The organism is Paenibacillus lentus (genome assembly GCF_003931855.1).
GTDB lineage: Bacteria > Bacillota > Bacilli > Paenibacillales > Paenibacillaceae > Fontibacillus > Fontibacillus lentus.
Map to the genome: position 1 here is coordinate 1,087,359 of NZ_CP034248.1, position 17,966 is coordinate 1,105,324.

Here is a 17,966-nt window from a genome sequence, read left to right on the forward strand (position 1 = left end):
TCCGTGACGTGTGAATCCAAATCTTTATTTTGGATTCACACGCTCTAGGTTAGGAGACTGTATTATGAACAAGAGCGCTAAAATTAAAGCTTCAATCGGCTTATATTTTGTTTATATCCTAATTTCTCTTTTTTTCTTGTTACCTTTTCTATGGCTCGTATCGCTATCTTTCAAGACGGTACCGGAACTATTCGCTGTTCCGCCAAAATTTTTACCAAATCAGTTTAATTTCGATAATTACAAATACGTGCTTTGGAAGACAGATATATTCGGTTACTTGAAGAACTCGCTGGTGATTATTTTTGCTACGGTCATCGGTACTTTGATCCTAACTCTACCTGCGGCTTATGCCTTCTCTAGATTTGATTATCGGGGTAAGAAAGCGACTATGCTGGCCGTATTATTCTTCCAGATGATTTCACCATTAATTATTGTTATCCCGCTATACAAGTACTTAAGCAGCTTGGGGATGCTGAACAATTATGGAAGTTTAATTTTCGTTTATATCGCCGTCGCTCTCCCCTTTGCGGTATGGTCCGTCAAGGGTTATGTTGATACAGTCCCTAGGGAATTGGATGAAGCGGCTGCCATCGACGGCTGTAATAAATTCCAAACGATGTATATGGCCATTTTGCCGTTGGTTGTTCCAGGAATCGTCTCTGTTGTCATTTTAGTCGTGGTCAAGAGCTGGGCGCAATTTATCGTACCGTTTATTCTGTTGAACGATTCCAGCATGTACCCGATTTCGGTAGGGCTAGTTAATTTGCAGTCTACCGCTGACTCTATTACCACACATTACTTGGCGGCAGCGGCAGTTATCGCTATTTTCCCAACCTTGATTATTTTCATCATTCTGCAAAGATTTATCGTTTCTGCTATGACGGCAGGCGCGGTGAAGGGATAGGGAATCGCCTTGAACATCAGAAGGAGGGTTGGAAATGGAACTTGTAAAACAGATTGAAGACATTATTATGAATGAAATTCGTCCTATGACCCGTGTCGACGGTGGGGATGTGGTATTTGAAGGTTTTGAAGACAACACGATCATTCTGGGTGCATATGGGGACTGTGCTTCTTGTCCATGCGTCGATCCGGAACTGAACGAATGGATCAGAGAGCGGGTATCTAAACGATTTGGCATGGAATTTCGGGTGAAAGTTAACAAACACATTCCTTACTACGCAAGATAGAACGGAGGAAATATAGTGGCACACATTGCGGTAGAACGCAGAAGTATTAGTATGCAGAAATGGTCTAAGCTTGTGTTCGAGCAGGTGGATCAAAGAATTTTCAAAGAGGTATACCCGCTGGATAACTGGCTAGTACGCAATGGCCGATATGAGCCGGATGCTTACATTTGGGAAGATGATTTCCACCCAATCTTTGAAGGGGACAAATGGGGAGGGCCAGACATCACTTCCATGTTCAAGTGTGACTTTACCATTCCGGAGGAGCTGGACGGAAAGAAGGTCTATCTGTACATGTACACGGCAACCGAAGTGATTATTTCAGACAATGGCCGCTATGTGGACGGGCTCGATCCGAACCGCAGCTGGTGTGCATTTCTGGATAAAGCCAAGGCTGGCGAGCAGCATCAAATGATTTTGGAATGCTATACCCGCTCCAAGCCGGACGATGACCGGGGGGTAGCAAGAAACTTGAAGGGCTGTATTCAGACCTTTAAGCGGCCGAGCCTGGTCGTTATTGATGAGGAAATGTTAGGGTTGAAATATGACCTGGATATGCTGTATCAAAGTGCTTATGCCGAGAATATGGAAGAGGGCGCCAGAGAATTTTATGCTAGTCATGTGGAGAAGATTCTCAAATTGTTCCCTTTCTTTGAAAGCGATGATGATGAGGAATTCAGACAGGCTGCTCCGCGCATTCGTGAATATATTCAACGCAATGTGTACGAGAAGAGCGGACGCTTTGGCAAAAACGGCAAGCTGGCATGCGTAGCCCATTCTCACCTTGACCTGGCCTATCACTGGACGATGGGACAGACGATCCAAAAGAACGCCCGAACTGTGCTCATACAGCTGCGCTTGATGGATCGTTACCCAGAATTTAAGTATTCTCATACCCAGGCTTGGGCTTATGAGTCGCTGCAAAAGTATTATCCATCGCTCTTTGAAGAGGTTAAGCGGCGCGTGGCGGAAGGACGCTGGGAAATCGTTGGCGCGATGTACGTAGAGCCTGACTGCAATCTGGTGAATGCGGAAAGCTTAGCACGGCAAATTATGTACGGCAAACAGTATTTCTTGAAGGAATTCGGCGTGGATGTCGACATTGCTTGGCTGCCTGACGTATTTGGTAATAGTGCGATTATGCCGCAGATTCTGCAGCAGGGCGGCGTCAATTATTTTGTATCGAACAAAATGTCCACATGGAATGATACGAATCTGTTCCCACATAACAATTTCCTATGGCGTGGATTAGACGGAACGACTGTTAAAGCGTGTGTGCCGCCGGTACACTTCAATAGCTGGATGGATCCGAACCAGGTTATCGGAAGCTGGGAAGCCTTCCAGGATAAATCCTATTGCGATGAGTCTTTACAAATGTTCGGATACGGCGATGGGGGCAGCGGTATCACTAATGAAATGATGGAGTATTATTACCGCGAACAGAATATGGGCGGTATTCCGCAGATGCGTCTGACGACGGGCAAGGAGTATCTGGATACTGTATTTGCGGATACCTCGGAGTTCCCGACTTGGGACGGCGATTTGTATTTGGAGATGCACCGCGGCACCTTTACGACGAAGGGTGAGCTGAAGCGGTTCAACCGCAAAGGCGAGTTCCTTGCGCAGCAAACGGAGGCTACCGCAGCTATCGCATCTTTGTTAGCGGGCCGTATTGTCGTTACCCAGGAAGAAGTGTCGGTTCCATGGAAGAAGCTGCTGTTCAACCAGTTCCACGATATTCTGCCGGGCAGCCATACCGCTCCGGTAGGGACAGATGCGATCCAAATGTATCAGGAAATGAATGAAGAATTCTATGAGCTGAATTCCAGAGCGCTGGAGGTTCTGACTCAGCCTGAGAACGGAAGCTTTGTAGCGGTTAATGCCTTTTCCGATAAGCAGACGATTTCCTATTTTGAACAGCCTGTAACGGTGCCGTCGATGATAGACAAATCTGGCCGGATTTACCCGGTGCAAAAGCAGGTATCGGCTGAAGGCGGAGAAAGATACTGCACTGAGATTGAGCTTGATGGCTTCAGCTTGGGTGAGTTCAAAGCTTCGGAGACGGTTGTCGAGAAGGCGGAAGATCTTCGGGTGTCCACAACTTGCCTAGAGAACGCACTTGTGTCTGTTCATTTGGATGCGGAAGGTAATATCATTCAGATGGTGGACAAAGTTCGTCAGCAGCAGGTTAATGCGCCAGGCGCTCTGCTGAACCAATGGCAATTGTTTGAGGACTGCCCAGGAACGTATAATGCTTGGGATATTGTAAAATCGTACACGGATCATCAAATTAACTTCGATGGCTGGAACAACATCACTGTAGTAGAAGATGGCCCGATCTCCGTAGCGATTCGCATGGAGAAGTCCTTCAGCAAGAGCCGGGCAGTGCAAATTGTCCGTCTGTATGCGGAAAGCCCTCGCGTTGACTTTGAAACCTGGATCGACTGGCGCGAGAAGGAAAAGCTGTTGAAAGTAGCATTCCCTGTGAATGTAAAAGCAAGAACCTACACAACAGATACTTCGGCGGGCGTGCTGGAGCGAATGAACAATAAGAACACGACCTGGGAGCAGGCGCGTTTCGAGGTGCCGTGCCACAAATGGGTTGATCTGTCTGAAGGTACGTTTGGAGTTTCGATTCTGAACGATTGCAAATATGGCTGCGATGTAGAGGATAATGTGATTCGCCTCAGTCTATTGAAGGCTCCGATTCGTCCTGATCGGGAAAGCGATCTGGGTACACATTACTTTACTTATTCGATCTATCCACACGGTTCAAGCGCGATTACCGAAGGCATGGTCGAAAGTGCCTATCAGCTTAATCAGCCTGCGCCTATTTATTCGGATCGAAGGTTGTCTGTTGCTGAGGGAAGCCTTCTGGAGAATACGGCATCCGCATTGAAGGTACAAGCGTTCAAGCTTGCGGAGGATGGCAGCAATGATGTTATTCTACGCTTGACTGAAGTTTACGGCTCACGCGGCACAGCTCGGATTACTCTGCCGTTTGCAATCGGGTCTGCGATGGAATGTGATTTGATGGAGAATGTGGAGAAGCCAGTAGCCTTTGAGCAAAATACGATTGAGGTTCCGTATACTCCTAATCAGATCATTAGCGTGAGGTTAACACAGAAGTAAGGCATCTATGTCAGTCTAGTTGAGAAATAAATTAGCACAGAGAAGGCAGTCCGCCCTCGAGAGAGGATGGGCTGCCTTTATTCGTGTTTCGGATGCGATGGTTTGAAGATGCACGTTGAGCCTGTGTTGACAGCCTTGGGATGGCAAACCTAAACTTGAGGAAGCTTTAATGTAGCGGTGGAGGTAGTTTTTATGAAAATATTGTACAAAGCTATAATTCATCTGGTAAAGTGATGCCGTGCTGGTAATACGGATTAGAGCTATTTCGCAACTGGAAGCTGGGATGAATTGATTAATGCTATTGAGCAATAGGGTAACTGAACAGCTAAAAGAATGTCATGAGGAAAGCTAAAGGTTTGGTATGATCCAAAATATTTATATAAGCTAAAGTGGGGTATAAAAGTGTTCATTCAAATTGTAGCCGTTGGCAAATTGAAGGAGAAGTATTTGGTACAGGGGATCGCGGAGTATGCAAAGCGGCTTGCCCCGTATGTGAAATTTCAAGTCGTGGAGGTGCCCGACGAGAAGGCGCCGGAGACGATGAGTGAGGCGGAGGTGCAGGCGGTGAAGGCACGCGAGGGCGAGCGCGTGCTGGCCCAGGTGAAGAGCGATGCGCATGTCATCGCTCTGGATGTGGGCGGCGAGCTATGGAGCTCGGAGGAGCTCGCCGCTTGCGTGGACAGGCTCGGCACATATGGGACGAGCCATGTCGTGTTTGTCATCGGCGGGAGCCATGGGCTCGCCGATGGGGTGCTCAGCCGCGCACAGCAACGGCTGTCGTTTGGGCGCATGACGCTGCCTCATCAGCTCATGCGCCTGGTGTTGGTGGAGCAGATTTATCGTGCGGTGAAGATCAATCGCGGTGAACCGTATCATAAATGACGCAAAATCTTTTAATCTCTGCGGGGAACTTTATCTACGTTATACTATTTGAGCATTTTGCATTAACCTGAGCCCTTGCTAGACAAAGGTTTTCAAACATAAAAAAAGGACTTCACCCCAACTTGGAGAAGTTTTCAAGTGACTAAACAAGAAAACCCAAGGGGGAGAAGTCACTATGTATATTCTACAAGAAAGTCTATTTTCCTTTGAAGAACTTCAAAAACTTGAATTTAAAGAACGTTTGCCTATCTTCTTCAGTGCCCTGGACTTACGACCTTATGCTAAAGATTTGAGAAGTCATTCACCCCGAGGTGCCGATGGGCACTGCCGACAAGGGATTCTTCGCGCATTGCTTGCAGCGCCGCTGGAGAACATGGATACATTTAGTGGCTTGCATCGTCGTCTGGATATGGATCTTCGTTTCCGTTACCAATGCGGACTCAGGCTTGATCGAAAAGCTCCATCAATCGCCACATTAAGCCGCGTTTTCACTGAGCTAACGAATAAGGGATTGGCAAAACGTCTGTTTGAGGATCTCGTCACACGCTGTAAGCAGGAAGGAATCATCGATGGAAGTCACGTGGCGATGGACAGCGCAGCGATCCATGCCTACGAGAAGAAACAGCCGAAGCGCAAAAGTGAGCTGACGGGGAATGCCAACTGGGGCGCGAAGTTTGACTCCTTTGGTAACAAGGTCAAGTGGTTCGGCTATAAGCTTCATCTTGCTGTCGACACCGCTAGCGAACTGCCCCTGGCCCTCTCGGTTACACCGGCTCATGTCAATGACGGTGATCTGGCACCCGCTCTTATGGAACAAGTGGCTGCCGATGCGAAAGTGAAGTTCTTTGTGTTTGATGCTGGGTATGACCAACTTAAAAACTATGAAGCGGCACGGAAGCTCAAAGCGCAAGCGATTATCCCGATGAATCTTCGCAATGAGAAGGAACCGCCTGCAGGTATAACATCTAACGGTACACCTTGCTGCTCCATGGGTTTTGCCATGACATACTGGGGAGTAGATGGCGATCACCTGAAATTCCGGTGTCCCCATGCGACCGGCAAGGTGGATTGTCCGCTGGGGATGGCAGCCTGTTCATCTTCCAACTATGGAATGGTGCTCAAGGTTGATACAAAAAGCGATTTGCGCCGTTATTCAAGTCCGCACCGGAACACGAAACGTTGGCAAGAACTTTACAAAGAAAGAACGAGTGTAGAACGCTGCAACTCCCGAATGAAAACCTATTTGACCGCAGACGCCATGCATGTTTGGGGCATAGAGAAAGTCATAACTCACCAATATTTAAATGCAATTGTATTGCTGGCTTCTGCCCTGGCAATGGCTCAGAAATACAGAAAAGTCGCTGCTTAAAATTTTGAATGCGCAGAAAATTCTGCAGGTCTGCCCATTTTTGAAAACCGAGTGGATTTAGCTGAAAATGCACCACCAACTAGGTCTAGGTTCTGCTATTCAATTCTCAAATAGGGAATTATGCAAAATGCTCATTTATCTAAAAAGCTAAAGAAGGAGCGAAAAAATGCGCTCCTTCTTTACAATAAAAATTAATCCAATTCAGTCTAGTTTCGCGGCTTTGGGCGAATGCAAGGCATTCAACTATATTAACTCCGTTCTTCTCAGTTAGGGCAATATTGGCTCCCCTCCCCCAGTAATAATTCCTTGATCGTTTGCAGGAGTTGTTTTTTCGTTCATGAGCTGGACAATCTTTTCAATATCCAACTTTCCATCCAAATCAGATAGAAACAAATCATGGCCGTTTCCGTACAGCACCGATCAGCATCGGAATGGCAATCACAAGTCCTAGGATCACCGTAACAATAGAGCCCTCTAGGCCAAAATCTCCCCCCGTGAGCCATGTTGGGCCGTTTGCCTTCACAGTAAACAACCCGGCCACAGGAAGCCCGGACACAGGAATGCCAAGCGCACCTTCGAGTGCATTCCAAGCAAAATGCAGCCCCATGGCAAACCACAAATTACGCCGCCACAAGAATGCAGCTCCGAGCAGAACCCCTGCCTCCAGGGTGATGGCAAGTGCGCTCCATGGTGTTGCTCCTGGATTGCCCAGATGGAAGGCCCCAAAGGTAAGTGAGGTTATCGCGAGTGCAATCCCGCTTCCCCCTAATTTCTGTATAGCTTGAAGCATCAATCCACGAAACACCAGTTCCTCGACGATGGCTGCGCTCAGCGCTATTTCAATGGACTTCACGAGAATAGAACCAGGATCTGCAGCAGCCGCCCATTGAAAGGAGTAGCCGCCGAGCATAACAATAATAAGCGTGGACACTGCGATAAAAATCGCTCCCGTGATTACACCCCAGACAGCTTCCATCCATGCATGCTGTCCGGATAGCTCAGGAGTAGGCCGCAGAGCCACGTATTTCATAATTAGCTTATACAATAGGATGGCCGCAAAGCCCAACAGTAGTGTTAAGAATAGGGAACCGGCGCCTTCTACTCGCTCGGTCAGCACAAAGGATAGCACCTGTACAAGAATAATAGCGACCGTACCCACAAGCATCCAGGTTATTGGAAAGCGAAGCAGCCTCTCTATGTTGTTGGACCTTACTTTCTTCATGTCTTTCATCAGCTCCTATAACGTTTGGTAGTTATGAGTTTATGCTGAAAAAGTCATAAAGACACAGTGCCCTTTGGTCATGACATGGTTACTTGTGATCCAATATGCCGGAATCTCGGGCTATGCGGGCAGCTTCTCGCCTTCCCTTGACATGAAGCTTCGAATAAATCGTTGAGATGTAATTCTTAACTGTCCCTTCACTAAGAAAAAGCGCCTCAGCAATGTCTTGATTGCGCAGGCCGGAAGCCAGCTTATGCAGCACTTCGAGTTCACGGGGGCTGAGCCCGTATTTATTACTTTTTACGGCGGAGGAATTGCTCATGTTCATGCTTTTAATCATTTTGCCCGCCATCTCTTGTGTTATTAAGGTGCCTCCCGCATGAACCACGCGTATACCTGCAGCCAGATCCTTGGGATGGATGGCCTTGAGCAGATAACCTTCCGCGCCATGGCTTAACGCCGCAAGCACATACTCCACTTCCTTATAAGAGGTCAGCATAATAATCTTGATGTCAGGGAATCGCTTTTTAATCAGGGCCGTTGCAGCCACGCCGTCCATGACAGGCATATTGATATCCATTAGCACAATGTTGGGCTGAAACTGCTCGCAGCCATGAATGGCTTCCTCCCCGTTTTTTGCCAATGAGGCAATTTCGATATCTTCCTCCATGGACAGCACGATATGTAAGCTTTCCAGGATTAATTCTTGATCATCAGCAATCAGCACTTTAATGTTCGACATGCAGCAGCACTCCCTTCAGCGGAATTTTACATCTGACTTCGGTCATCGCCTCAGCTTCCTCCTTGGAATCCACGGACAAGCTGCCTCCCAATCGCTCGATTCGATGCTTCATCGTGGTCAAGCCGAAGCCATAATCCATTTTTTTAATCGGTATGCCGTTATTTCGGACAATTAATTGCAGCGTGTTCACGGCAAACTCCAGCTCCAAGAACAATTGAGATGCCTTTCCATGCTTTAACGCATTTGTAAAAGCTTCCTGAATGACACGGAGGACCGTTTGCCGCACTTCAAAATGCACCCTGGGCTCTGTCCCCAGCAGATTGACGGTTAGTACAGTTCCCGTGTGCTCTTGGAAACGGAGGACAAGGTTCTCCACCAGCTGTGTAAGACTCGCCCCCTCTTCTTCTCCCATCTCATGGACAATGTTTCGCATGTCGTCCAAATTCTGTTCAGCGAGTGTCCTTAAACGGATTAAACGGCCTTTGACCTCTTCTGGCTTCCGATCCAGAAGGGCAATCGAAGCATCCAGGCCCATAATCAGTGAGATAAAGGAGTGCCCCAATGTATCATGAAGCTCCTTCGACATACGGTTGCGCTCTTCCTGAAGCGTCATTGTCTCGATTTCTGCAGTGTAGAGGGTTAGCAGCTTATTTTGCCGTTCCACTTCTAGTGCTAGTTTATTCTTCTCTTCATATGCTTTGGCTACGGAGCTCGCCCATATGCCGATGAAACAGAACAGCAAATTGTCTGATGCGAAGCTAAACGCCTGCTCCCAAGGCAAATGCATGTAAGTCTGCGATAAAAAAGGAATGAAGGCCACCACAGGAATAACCCAGATCGTCTTCTTCGTCATTAAGTATCCCATGATAAGGCTGAGCAGCAAATAGTCCGCCCTTGAAGTCAAATCCGGATGGATGGCAGAATTCACATAATAAGAACCGCCCAGCAGCAGCTCCAGTATGCAGAACCAGGTCTTGTTATTTCTAAACCCGGGGAACCAGAACAGCATAGGGACGACAGACGCTAGCATTAGCCAAAAGATATTCACTACCGTTAGGATCGAAAATTCACTTACTTCCAATAGACGGGACGCTAGCAAAATATAGTGATACAAACGAAGAGCAAATAGGCCCCAATCCATGAAAGATAATATTTTTTTCATATCGACATCCCACTTTTCCAGTAAAAATAAATCAGCACCAGTGCATCCAGTGTATCAATTATAAGGGAAAAATATGTTAATTAGCACATTCTGTTTCCTGCCGCGGAATGAATAGTTGACTCTGGAGTTTGCTCCAATGTTATGATTTTACTGGAAGGGAGGCCGACAATGAAAATCAAGGATTTTGCGAACAAATATCAAATTCAAACCGATACAATTCGTTATTATGAGAAAGAAAACTTATTGAATCCAATAAGACGAGAAAATGGTTATCGGGAATTTGATGAAGAATGTGAGAAGCAGATACAGCTTATCATCGTATTAAAGCAATTAGGATTTACAATAAAGGAAATTCAACAATCCCTTATACTACGAGACAGATCCATATCTACGGAATGTAAGGATGCAACTACATTGTTATTGAATCAAAAAATAATGAATCTTGAGGAGAAAATCCGGTTTTACCAACAAGCATTGAGAGTGGTTCAAGCCATTAAAGAACTTGCGAGTGAAGTGAAGTATTCAGAGAATATTGAAGATATCGAAAACCTATTGCTTGGTTTATTTCAACAGGGTTTGAAAGGAGAGATATGATGACAAATAAACAAATCATTCATGTTGAATATGCACTTGCCTTTGCACTTTCCTTTTTTATTTACATGCAGCTACCCTTTCCCATATGGTTGTTCGTTGTTCTTTTATTCGTTCCGGATCTTACAATGCTTGGGTACACCATGAATAAGAAAATAGGTGCAATTGTTTATAATTTGGGACACACCTTTATTTTCCCCCTGCTTTTTGCATTAGGTTACTTATATTTTTCAAACGATTATCTATTATTAGGATCGATCATCTGGATCGCTCATATCTGTATGGATAGAGCAATAGGTGCTGGATTGAAATATCAAAATTCTTCATTTACGAATACACATATACAAAGGCTTTAACGTATACGATTTGACAGAAGGTTCTTAAATAACCGATAGTTCAGCTACCGCTGCCACGGATGTGCAAAAGTCGGTCTGCTGCTGGCTTTAGACCCGTAGAGGCCTACAACCGAAAGTGAGCTAGCGAATGTGGTTACCATCTGGTATACCGCAAAGCGAAAGGGCCATCCCACAAAGGATGGCTCTAACAAATTTAAATTTCGTTCACTATTTGTACAAATTCTCCAAAAGAACTATAGACTCCAGCAAATAAGTTTACTAAAATACCCACTATAAATTGTAACAATTATCGACAAGGAGTGAAATTTAATGAAGAAGAAAGCATTTGTAGCTATTATAAGCGCATCAATGCTGGTGAGCATGGGAACTGGCGCTCTAGCGGCAACTAAGCTGAAGGAAATTAAAGCTTACCTTAATCCTGAGATAAAGGTACAGGTGGATGGAACTCATGTTGATTTGCGTGATGCCAAGGGTAACGTTATTGCACCAATCTCTTACCAAGGAGCAAATTACGTTCCTATTCGTGCCGTCGCCGATATATTTGATATAGCAGTCACTTATGATCAGGCTACTCAAACTATTATTATAGGTGAGAAAGTCGAAGGCGTTTCGATTGCTGATGGCTTCAAAGATATGTATTATACGAAAGACTCAGCTAAAACAACCTATAAAGGCAAGGACTATAAAGAGGCCTATTTCAACGATGGATCTGGCAACCGCAGTGCTAGCTTTATGCTCTATCCGAATAAGGAGTATCAAACACTATATCTTCAGATCGCAGCTGTTAATGGTGATATAACGGACCTTACTATACAAGACGGCGATAACCAGACTACTCTGAAAAAGGTAGATGTGATCAAAGCTGAAGAGGGCTTAGTCACTATAGAAGCGGATATCGCTGGCGTTAAATCATTGTATATTCACGGGAATGTAAAAGGTGATACGGTTGTCTTTGTACCATTGACTACTTCGTACTATAAATAAGCAAAGAAAAATAATATACATATACATTTAAATACACTCGTTATTCCGAATACTTTTCTCTGGATTTTTCACATATTACATGGTTAGCGAGACCTTTGCCTATTCGTATAGGCAGGGGTCTTTTTTTGTTTACAACATATCATAGAATTTGTTATCAAATGTATGTCTATACCCCGCGGTAGCAACCTAATATGTAAAGTATAAAAAAACGCATAACTACTTAATCTGCCGTCTTATTGACAAAATCAATCTCATTCCTGATCCCTTTGTGGGCATCATTCCACAGGCCCTTTGTCAGGCGAATGCGCAGTAAGCATGTGTTAGGATCTTCATCGTTATTGGCTTCGTAATACCACTCAGCGAATATTTTGCGCAGCTTTGTCATCATCTCCGCGTTGTTCTCGTCACATACCCAGCCCAGGTTTTCACCGATCCCATCGGCCGTAAAGTTATCGACGATGATACAAACGGCGACTTCAGGGTTTTTGGCAATTTGCTGCATCTTGTATGAGGTCGCGTAGGAGACGATGTAGAACGCGCCGTCCTCATAATAGGCATCGACAATGCGGGCGGCGGGACGGCTTTGGCCATTGAACCCCGGTTTCAGCGCGATGGTAGACAGAGAGATTAGGATGTCCTTGTTGCCGAATTTTTCTTCCAGCAGCTTCATGGCTTCGTCGTACTTGCTCATTTCAATACCTCCTAAAGTGTAATAAGGCATACATTATTAAACGTATCATTGTAAAATCCTGCTGCATATAGGGAATAATACAAAAAATACAAATCACTATCATCCATGACTAAATATTCATTGTTTTTAACCATTCTTTTTTAAGCAAGGCATACTGTAGGGTGTTTTCGTATTTGGGTGTTCCGTCGTCGTAATTTGTGAATGAGATGAATTCCAAGAAACAGCCTTCTTTGCGCATCCCTAATTTCTCGCATAGCTTCTGGGACCTATAGTTATTATCCTCAACATATGCATAAATCCTTCTAGCTTCTTTTTGAGTGAAGAGATAATGTAGTAAAGCCTCGGCACTTTCACTGGCATACCCTTTTCCTTCATAGTTCTGGTTGAAGTTCCAGCCTACACTATAGGTATCGGGTTCTTCTTTTAGAAAGAATAATTCTCCAATAAGATCACCGTTATCTTTGAGGCATACAGCAATATGTGAGTCATCTTGACTCTTTTCCTTTGCACTATTGATGGCGTCATTTAATGTTGAAACTCTTTCACTAAGGAAACAATTGACCCTTGGATTGGCCGAATACTCCAACATGCCTGAGGCATCCTTTTTAGAGAAGTTCCTTAATATTAATCGATTGGTGTTAATTTCCCATCATGGGTAGGTCTCCTTAATGGCAAGCTGATCTGAATGGAATAGAACTCCTTAGTACTTGTAACAGCTATTTGCCCTTTGTGTTTTTCTATGATTTTTTGGCAGGTTTTCATACCGATTCCCGTACTACTGACGTTAGCTGCTTCTTTTATTACTGCATTTTCGATGTTGATAAATAACAAGTCGTCCTTTACGTCGTAGTTAATTTTGACGGGCTTAAGCTTATCGGCGTACTTAATAATATTGGAGAATAGATTGTCAAGAACTCTTCGAATAGAAATCAAATGAACATCCATGTGGAAAGGGATGTTATAAGGGGTTAATTCAAATTGGAATCCGTTGTTATCTAATAATAAGAGCTGCTCATCTATGAGTTGGCCTATTAATTGAATTCCATCGAACTGTTCATATTCCAGATCGTTGTCTTCAGTATTAAATACAGTAAAGTACTCAAATAGTTTGTCCGAAAGATGCTTAATTTGGTAAGCTTTTTCTCTGCTATTATGGATGTATTTATTAAAAGCTTCATCTGTCTGGTATTTCTTAAAATGTATAATATCCAAATATCCGACCAATGCAGTGAGGGGGGTTCTTAAATCATGCGACATGGCGGTGACTAAATCGCTATTCGCGATTCGGGCTTGTTCCTCGTTTTCCAATCGTTCAATAAATGACTTTCTCATCTCATTAATGCTTTGAGCGAGTGAGGAGAGTTCGTCATTCCCTTTTATTGTGATTCTATAGGTTAAGTCTCCGCCCTCCAATATCTTAATTTCATTCTCAAGAACACCAATGTAAGAGGTTTTCTTATTTATAAAGAACAGCATGATGACTATAAAGAACAAGAACGAAATGACCACACCTGAAATGGTAACGATATAATAGTACTTGTATTCAAAGAAGCACTCCATATATATTTGGACCTCAGCATCGGAAAATTGAATATATGAAAATTGAGGATCACTCCTCAAATGAGGATTTAACAGTAAGCCACTATCCTCTGTTGCTGTAGTATAGCCATCCGTCGCATAGATAAGTTTATTGTCTTTATAGATATATACATTCACATACTTCGTTTCTCGAATCCATTTGGCTATTTTATCATGATCATTAAGTGTAAGATTATTTTCAGAAACGTACTTTTCAAATTCAGAAATGGTCAGTTGTTCTTGTTTCTCGATAAAAGAGGTTTTAGTTAAATAACGCTCGAGTATATCTTCTCCTGTGGCTTGAAACAACAAAAACAAGACTAGAGAAAGTGTTAATGAAAAAATAAGACTCAGTATTAATTTAAATTTTAAGTTACCCCATAAAAAGATCTTATTCAATTCGGTACCCCTTTCCCCAAATGGTTTTAATGAATTTGGGGTTTTGGGGGTCCTTCTCCAATTTCAACCTGAGATTCCTGATATGAACCATGACTGTATTATTACAGCTATAAAAATAAGGTTCTCCCCAGACACTTTCATATAGATTTTGTGCTGAAAAAATCTTGTTTCTATTACTGGACATCAAGGATAATATTTTGTACTCAATTTCGGTTAGTGTAAGTTCTTTGTCGCCCATCCACACCTCATTGACCTTTTTATTAATAGTTAGTTCATTAATTTTGATTATCTCTGGAGATTCTGCCGTAGTATCCTTTCCTTTATAAACATAATATCTTCGAAGCAAGGCCTTTACTCTTGAAACCAGTTCCGTATAGGAGAAGGGCTTCGACAGATAATCATCACTTCCTGCAGAAAATGCCAAGTATTTATCAGAGTCTTGAGTTTTAGCGGTTAAAAATAAAATGGGAGCGATTGTTTTCTCACGAATTTCTACGCATGCTTTGAATCCGGATTTTCTTGGCATCATAATGTCCAGGATAATCAAATCTATAGTTTCATCGACTTTATCTACTGCATCATCACCGTCTATTGCTTCAGTCACGTTATATTGTTCACTCTCCAGCAGGACACGGACAATCTCTCTAATCTCTTCGTTATCGTCAGCAACGAGTATATTCTTGGTATGATTCATCAATCTCCCTCCAGTCATGCTAATCGTGCCTCCATTATAAAATGTAAACCACCTGCATGCTACAGATCATAAGGGACTTAAGAATTATTAAGAATTATAGTGCCCCCAATCTTAAGATCATTCACATAAGCTTGTAAATCATAAGCAAATAGGAGAGGTTAGAAGGTATGGGTGTTTCATCGGTAAAAAAACAATTTAGCAGGATTTGCATTGCGTCACTGGGGCTTCTAATGATGGTATTAATCATTTGCTATTCGCCTGAAATTCTTAAATTGACAATGTCCCTTGATCATTTCCGGGATCATATTCTTTCAACGGGAAAGTTAGGGCCCATAATCCTTATTTTTTTCCAAGTCCTGCAAACCGTTATTGCTCCAATACCAGGTGAAGTGATCCAAATTGCTGGTGGATATGTCTATGGAACATCTATAGGTACGCTACTCATCACTGTGGGCATGTTATTAGGGGCCATGATGGCATTTTATTTCACGAGGTTTCTGGGTGGGGCATTTGTCGAGAGGTTACTGAAGAAAGATAAATTTCAATGGATGGCAAGTATGATGGATAATAAAAGGTTCTCTATTTTCTTGTTCATTATATTTATTATTCCTGGGCTTCCCAAGGATTTGTTTATATATGCCGCGGGACTGACGTCGATAAAGCCCTTAAGATTTTTCGTGATTTTACTTGTCGCCAGGTTTCCGTGGCTGATAGCTTCTGTGAGCATTGGATCAAATATTTATCAAAAGAATTATTTATCAACGATCATCATATCAGGAGTGGCAGGCTTAGCTTTTATATTGGGATTAATTTATAAAGATAAGCTCATTAACAAATTATCAACTTTTAAAAGAAGTAATAGTGAGTCTTAATACATTTCAGTATTAGTGAGGAGAAACTATGTATATGAGAAGTATCCCCAATCTACTAACCTTTACGAATCTGTCATTCGGGGTATTAGCCATGATCGAAATTTTTAACCAGAATTACTCCGCAAGTGCAGTGTATGTCATGATTGCAGCAATTATAGATAGATACGATGGGAGAATCGCTAGGCGGTTAAATGTTTGTAGTGAATTTGGCAGGGAATTGGATTCCTTAGCTGATTTGGTTTCCTTTGGTATTGCTCCGGCTTTACTTGTTTATTTTAAATTTAATTTTGATGACCTCGGCATTCTAAGGATTGTGGGGATAGCTGCTCTAATACTATACGTTGTGAGCGGTTCCTACAGATTGGCGCTATTTAATATCAGAGAATTTGAGGGTAACTTTCGCGGAATCCCAATAACCGTGGCAGGCTCTATTCTCACCATATACTCAATGATTGCGCCCAGTGCGAATAGTTCAATGATTATATCTGTTGTTACACTGCTTATTTTTTCTCTTTTAATGGTATCAAATATAAAAATTAAGAAAATATAATAGGGGGTAATTTCCTATGTAGCCTGGGCATATAAGCAGTTTCAGGGTACGAAGACTATATAATAAAGTTAATGATCGATGTTTTGAGCTTGGCCGTGTATTGATAATTTGATGAATTCTGTATATCGCTGTCGGTGCTGTAAAGGATAGAACGTGAAAAAGATCGCCAACTACCTGTCCAATCGGTTGGGAAGGTTAGGCGATCCTCTTGTTCACTTCATTGCCTTACAATATCATGCACGAGAACGGGAGCAACCGCATGATCGGTAATCCGGATATTTGAGTGAATTTTTTCCACAACATCGGCAACCTGATCCCGATTAGCATGAATGGTAACTAAAGACTCTCCGGCCTTGATCGAGTCGCCAATCTTCTTGTTCAGCATCAGACCAACCGCAAGGTCGATGCTGGAATCCTTCGTCGCTCTTCCCGCGCCCAGCAGCATAGCAGCCGTTCCGATCTCATCGGCAACGATTTCGGCGACAATGCCATCCGTCTTAGCAGGTACCTCAATTCGATAAGCGGCTTGCGGCAGCTTCTCGGGATGATCCACAACAGATGGATCTCCACCTTGACTTGCGATAAACTCCTTAAATTTCTCTAGTGCTTTTCCGTTATGGATAACTTCTTTCAGCATTTGCTCCGCCTCTTCCAGTGATGTTGCCTTCTTAGCGAGAAAAACCATCTGCCTTCCAAGCGCCAGACAAAGTTCCTCCAGATCCTTGGGTCCCTTTCCTTGCAGTGTTTCGATGGCTTCCTTGACCTCCAGGGCGTTACCGATCGCGTACCCGAGAGGCTGACTCATATCGGAGATGACAGCCATTGTTTTACGGCCGACGTTGTTGCCGATCTGAACCATCGCCTCAGCCAGCTGCTTGGCTTCCTCTGCTGTTTTCATGAATGCTCCAGCCCCTGTCTTCACATCGAGAACGATGGCGTCGGAGCCGGCAGCGATTTTCTTGCTCATAATCGAGCTTGCGATGAGCGGAATCGAATTCACTGTTCCAGTGACGTCGCGTAGCGCGTAAAGCTTCTTGTCGGCTGGCGTCAAATTTCCGGATTGGCCGATAACCGCAATTTTATGACGGTTTACTTGATCCACGAATTGCTCATTGCTGAGCTCTACATGGAACCCTTCAATGGCCTCCAGCTTATCAATCGTTCCGCCGGTATGACCTAGACCGCGCCCGGACATTTTGGCAATAGGTATGTCGAGAGCAGCCACGAGCGGTGCCAGTACGAGGGTCGTCGTATCGCCAACACCGCCAGTGGAATGCTTATCCACTTTTACGCCTTTGATCTCTGACAAATCGATAGTGTCGCCGGAATGCACCATCGCCATGGTCAAGTCTGCGCGCTCTCGCTCTGTCATGTCTCGGAAGAAAACCGCCATCGTCCATGCGCTGACTTGATAGTCGGGGATTTGATCCTTCGTATAGCCCTCGATGATGAAATTGATCTCTTCCGCTGTTAATTCCTTGCCATCGCGCTTCTTCTCAATCAAATCCACCATTCTCATCCTCTTATTTTCCTCGCTTTCGCTTTATAATGATTT

The 17,966-nt window shown here is 43.9% G+C and carries 18 protein-coding genes; 10 read left to right on the forward strand and 8 right to left on the reverse strand.

Features of this window, described 5'->3' with window-relative positions; genetic code table 11:
• The first annotated feature begins 64 nt into the window (after positions 1–64).
• The 5 genes from EIM92_RS04980 to EIM92_RS05000 all read left to right on the forward strand — a co-directional run bounded on the left by EIM92_RS04980 (position 65) and on the right by EIM92_RS05000 (position 6,570).
• Positions 65–904 (forward strand): carbohydrate ABC transporter permease, encoded by an 840-nt coding sequence (locus tag EIM92_RS04980; protein ID WP_110930635.1) that lies wholly within the window; start codon positions 65–67, stop codon positions 902–904.
• 34 nt (positions 905–938) lie between these two features.
• Positions 939–1,190 carry a NifU family protein gene (locus EIM92_RS04985; RefSeq protein WP_125081735.1) on the forward strand — a complete coding sequence of 84 codons (252 nt, stop codon included), beginning with the start codon at positions 939–941 and terminating at the stop codon, positions 1,188–1,190.
• 15 nt (positions 1,191–1,205) lie between these two features.
• Entirely contained in the window at positions 1,206–4,319 is a 3,114-nt protein-coding gene (locus EIM92_RS04990) for an alpha-mannosidase (RefSeq protein WP_125081736.1), read from the forward strand.
• A 402-nt stretch (positions 4,320–4,721) separates the two neighbouring features.
• Positions 4,722–5,201 (forward strand): 23S rRNA (pseudouridine(1915)-N(3))-methyltransferase RlmH, encoded by a 480-nt coding sequence (gene rlmH, locus EIM92_RS04995; RefSeq protein ID WP_125081737.1) that lies wholly within the window; start codon positions 4,722–4,724, stop codon positions 5,199–5,201.
• Positions 5,202–5,376: 175 nt separating this feature from the next.
• Positions 5,377–6,570 (forward strand): transposase, encoded by a 1,194-nt coding sequence (locus EIM92_RS05000; protein WP_125081308.1) that lies wholly within the window; start codon positions 5,377–5,379, stop codon positions 6,568–6,570.
• Between the two features lie 394 nt (positions 6,571–6,964).
• Here the strand turns inward: EIM92_RS05000 and EIM92_RS05005 are convergent, their stop codons facing one another.
• From EIM92_RS05005 to EIM92_RS05015, 3 genes are all read right to left on the reverse strand, one after another.
• Positions 6,965–7,792, reverse strand: coding sequence for a CPBP family intramembrane glutamic endopeptidase (locus tag EIM92_RS05005; protein ID WP_125081738.1), 828 nt, complete (start codon positions 7,790–7,792; stop codon positions 6,965–6,967).
• 88 nt (positions 7,793–7,880) lie between these two features.
• Positions 7,881–8,534 (reverse strand): response regulator transcription factor, encoded by a 654-nt coding sequence (locus EIM92_RS05010; protein WP_125081739.1) that lies wholly within the window; start codon positions 8,532–8,534, stop codon positions 7,881–7,883.
• Positions 8,521–9,696, reverse strand: coding sequence for a sensor histidine kinase (locus EIM92_RS05015; RefSeq protein WP_125081740.1), 1,176 nt, complete (start codon positions 9,694–9,696; stop codon positions 8,521–8,523). Before EIM92_RS05015 ends, EIM92_RS05010 begins: the two co-directional genes overlap by 14 nt.
• A gap of 168 nt (positions 9,697–9,864) precedes the next feature.
• On the opposite strand from EIM92_RS05015, the gene EIM92_RS05020 reads away from it, so the two are divergent.
• The 3 genes from EIM92_RS05020 (at position 9,865) to EIM92_RS05030 (ending at position 11,627) form a co-directional block, all read left to right on the forward strand.
• The gene (locus EIM92_RS05020; RefSeq protein ID WP_125081741.1) at positions 9,865–10,290 is read left to right on the forward strand and encodes a MerR family transcriptional regulator; all 426 of its coding nucleotides are present in this window, start codon (positions 9,865–9,867) and stop codon (positions 10,288–10,290) included.
• On the forward strand, positions 10,290–10,643 hold the full coding sequence (locus EIM92_RS05025) for a DUF4260 domain-containing protein (protein ID WP_125081742.1): 354 nt from the start codon (positions 10,290–10,292) through the stop codon (positions 10,641–10,643). The genes EIM92_RS05020 and EIM92_RS05025 overlap by 1 nt, the downstream gene beginning before the upstream one ends.
• Before the next feature lie 309 nt (positions 10,644–10,952).
• Positions 10,953–11,627, forward strand: a complete 675-nt coding sequence (locus EIM92_RS05030) for a stalk domain-containing protein (protein WP_125081743.1) — start codon at positions 10,953–10,955, stop codon at positions 11,625–11,627.
• A gap of 220 nt (positions 11,628–11,847) precedes the next feature.
• Here the strand turns inward: EIM92_RS05030 and EIM92_RS05035 are convergent, their stop codons facing one another.
• From EIM92_RS05035 to EIM92_RS05050, 4 genes are all read right to left on the reverse strand, one after another.
• Positions 11,848–12,318: a pyridoxamine 5'-phosphate oxidase family protein gene (locus EIM92_RS05035; protein ID WP_125081744.1), complete on the reverse strand. Its 471-nt coding sequence runs from the start codon at positions 12,316–12,318 to the stop codon at positions 11,848–11,850.
• 109 nt (positions 12,319–12,427) lie between these two features.
• Positions 12,428–12,961 carry a GNAT family N-acetyltransferase gene (locus EIM92_RS05040; protein WP_425464192.1) on the reverse strand — a complete coding sequence of 178 codons (534 nt, stop codon included), beginning with the start codon at positions 12,959–12,961 and terminating at the stop codon, positions 12,428–12,430.
• Positions 12,943–14,295: a sensor histidine kinase gene (locus tag EIM92_RS05045; protein ID WP_125081746.1), complete on the reverse strand. Its 1,353-nt coding sequence runs from the start codon at positions 14,293–14,295 to the stop codon at positions 12,943–12,945. The genes EIM92_RS05040 and EIM92_RS05045 overlap by 19 nt, the downstream gene beginning before the upstream one ends.
• Positions 14,288–14,989 (reverse strand): response regulator transcription factor, encoded by a 702-nt coding sequence (locus EIM92_RS05050; RefSeq protein ID WP_125081747.1) that lies wholly within the window; start codon positions 14,987–14,989, stop codon positions 14,288–14,290. The genes EIM92_RS05045 and EIM92_RS05050 overlap by 8 nt, the downstream gene beginning before the upstream one ends.
• A 167-nt stretch (positions 14,990–15,156) precedes the next feature.
• On the opposite strand from EIM92_RS05050, the gene EIM92_RS05055 reads away from it, so the two are divergent.
• Complete coding sequence (locus tag EIM92_RS05055; protein ID WP_125081748.1) at positions 15,157–15,861, forward strand: TVP38/TMEM64 family protein; 705 nt, start codon at positions 15,157–15,159, stop codon at positions 15,859–15,861.
• Positions 15,862–15,895: 34 nt separating this feature from the next.
• The gene (gene pssA, locus EIM92_RS05060) at positions 15,896–16,411 is read left to right on the forward strand and encodes a CDP-diacylglycerol--serine O-phosphatidyltransferase (protein WP_281279657.1); all 516 of its coding nucleotides are present in this window, start codon (positions 15,896–15,898) and stop codon (positions 16,409–16,411) included.
• Between the two features lie 217 nt (positions 16,412–16,628).
• Here the strand turns inward: pssA and EIM92_RS05065 are convergent, their stop codons facing one another.
• On the reverse strand, positions 16,629–17,930 hold the full coding sequence (locus EIM92_RS05065; protein ID WP_125081750.1) for a pyrimidine-nucleoside phosphorylase: 1,302 nt from the start codon (positions 17,928–17,930) through the stop codon (positions 16,629–16,631).
• Positions 17,931–17,966: the final 36 nt, after the last annotated feature.

Excerpts from the sequence above, each read along its gene's own strand:
- pssA (WP_281279657.1), top strand. The coding sequence starts at position 15,896 with ATGAGAAGTATCCCCAATCTACTAACCTTTACGAATCTGTCATTCGGG.
- EIM92_RS05055 (WP_125081748.1), top strand. The coding sequence starts at position 15,157 with ATGGGTGTTTCATCGGTAAAAAAACAATTTAGCAGGATTTGCATTGCG.
- EIM92_RS05065 (WP_125081750.1), bottom strand. The coding sequence starts at position 17,930 with ATGAGAATGGTGGATTTGATTGAGAAGAAGCGCGATGGCAAGGAATTA.
- EIM92_RS05015 (WP_125081740.1), bottom strand. The coding sequence starts at position 9,696 with ATGAAAAAAATATTATCTTTCATGGATTGGGGCCTATTTGCTCTTCGT.
- EIM92_RS05010 (WP_125081739.1), bottom strand. The coding sequence starts at position 8,534 with ATGTCGAACATTAAAGTGCTGATTGCTGATGATCAAGAATTAATCCTG.
- EIM92_RS05005 (WP_125081738.1), bottom strand. The coding sequence starts at position 7,792 with ATGAAGAAAGTAAGGTCCAACAACATAGAGAGGCTGCTTCGCTTTCCA.
- EIM92_RS05030 (WP_125081743.1), top strand. The coding sequence starts at position 10,953 with ATGAAGAAGAAAGCATTTGTAGCTATTATAAGCGCATCAATGCTGGTG.
- EIM92_RS04980 (WP_110930635.1), top strand. The coding sequence starts at position 65 with ATGAACAAGAGCGCTAAAATTAAAGCTTCAATCGGCTTATATTTTGTT.
- EIM92_RS05050 (WP_125081747.1), bottom strand. The coding sequence starts at position 14,989 with ATGAATCATACCAAGAATATACTCGTTGCTGACGATAACGAAGAGATT.
- EIM92_RS04985 (WP_125081735.1), top strand. The coding sequence starts at position 939 with ATGGAACTTGTAAAACAGATTGAAGACATTATTATGAATGAAATTCGT.
- EIM92_RS05035 (WP_125081744.1), bottom strand. The coding sequence starts at position 12,318 with ATGAGCAAGTACGACGAAGCCATGAAGCTGCTGGAAGAAAAATTCGGC.
- EIM92_RS05025 (WP_125081742.1), top strand. The coding sequence starts at position 10,290 with ATGACAAATAAACAAATCATTCATGTTGAATATGCACTTGCCTTTGCA.
- EIM92_RS05000 (WP_125081308.1), top strand. The coding sequence starts at position 5,377 with ATGTATATTCTACAAGAAAGTCTATTTTCCTTTGAAGAACTTCAAAAA.
- EIM92_RS05020 (WP_125081741.1), top strand. The coding sequence starts at position 9,865 with ATGAAAATCAAGGATTTTGCGAACAAATATCAAATTCAAACCGATACA.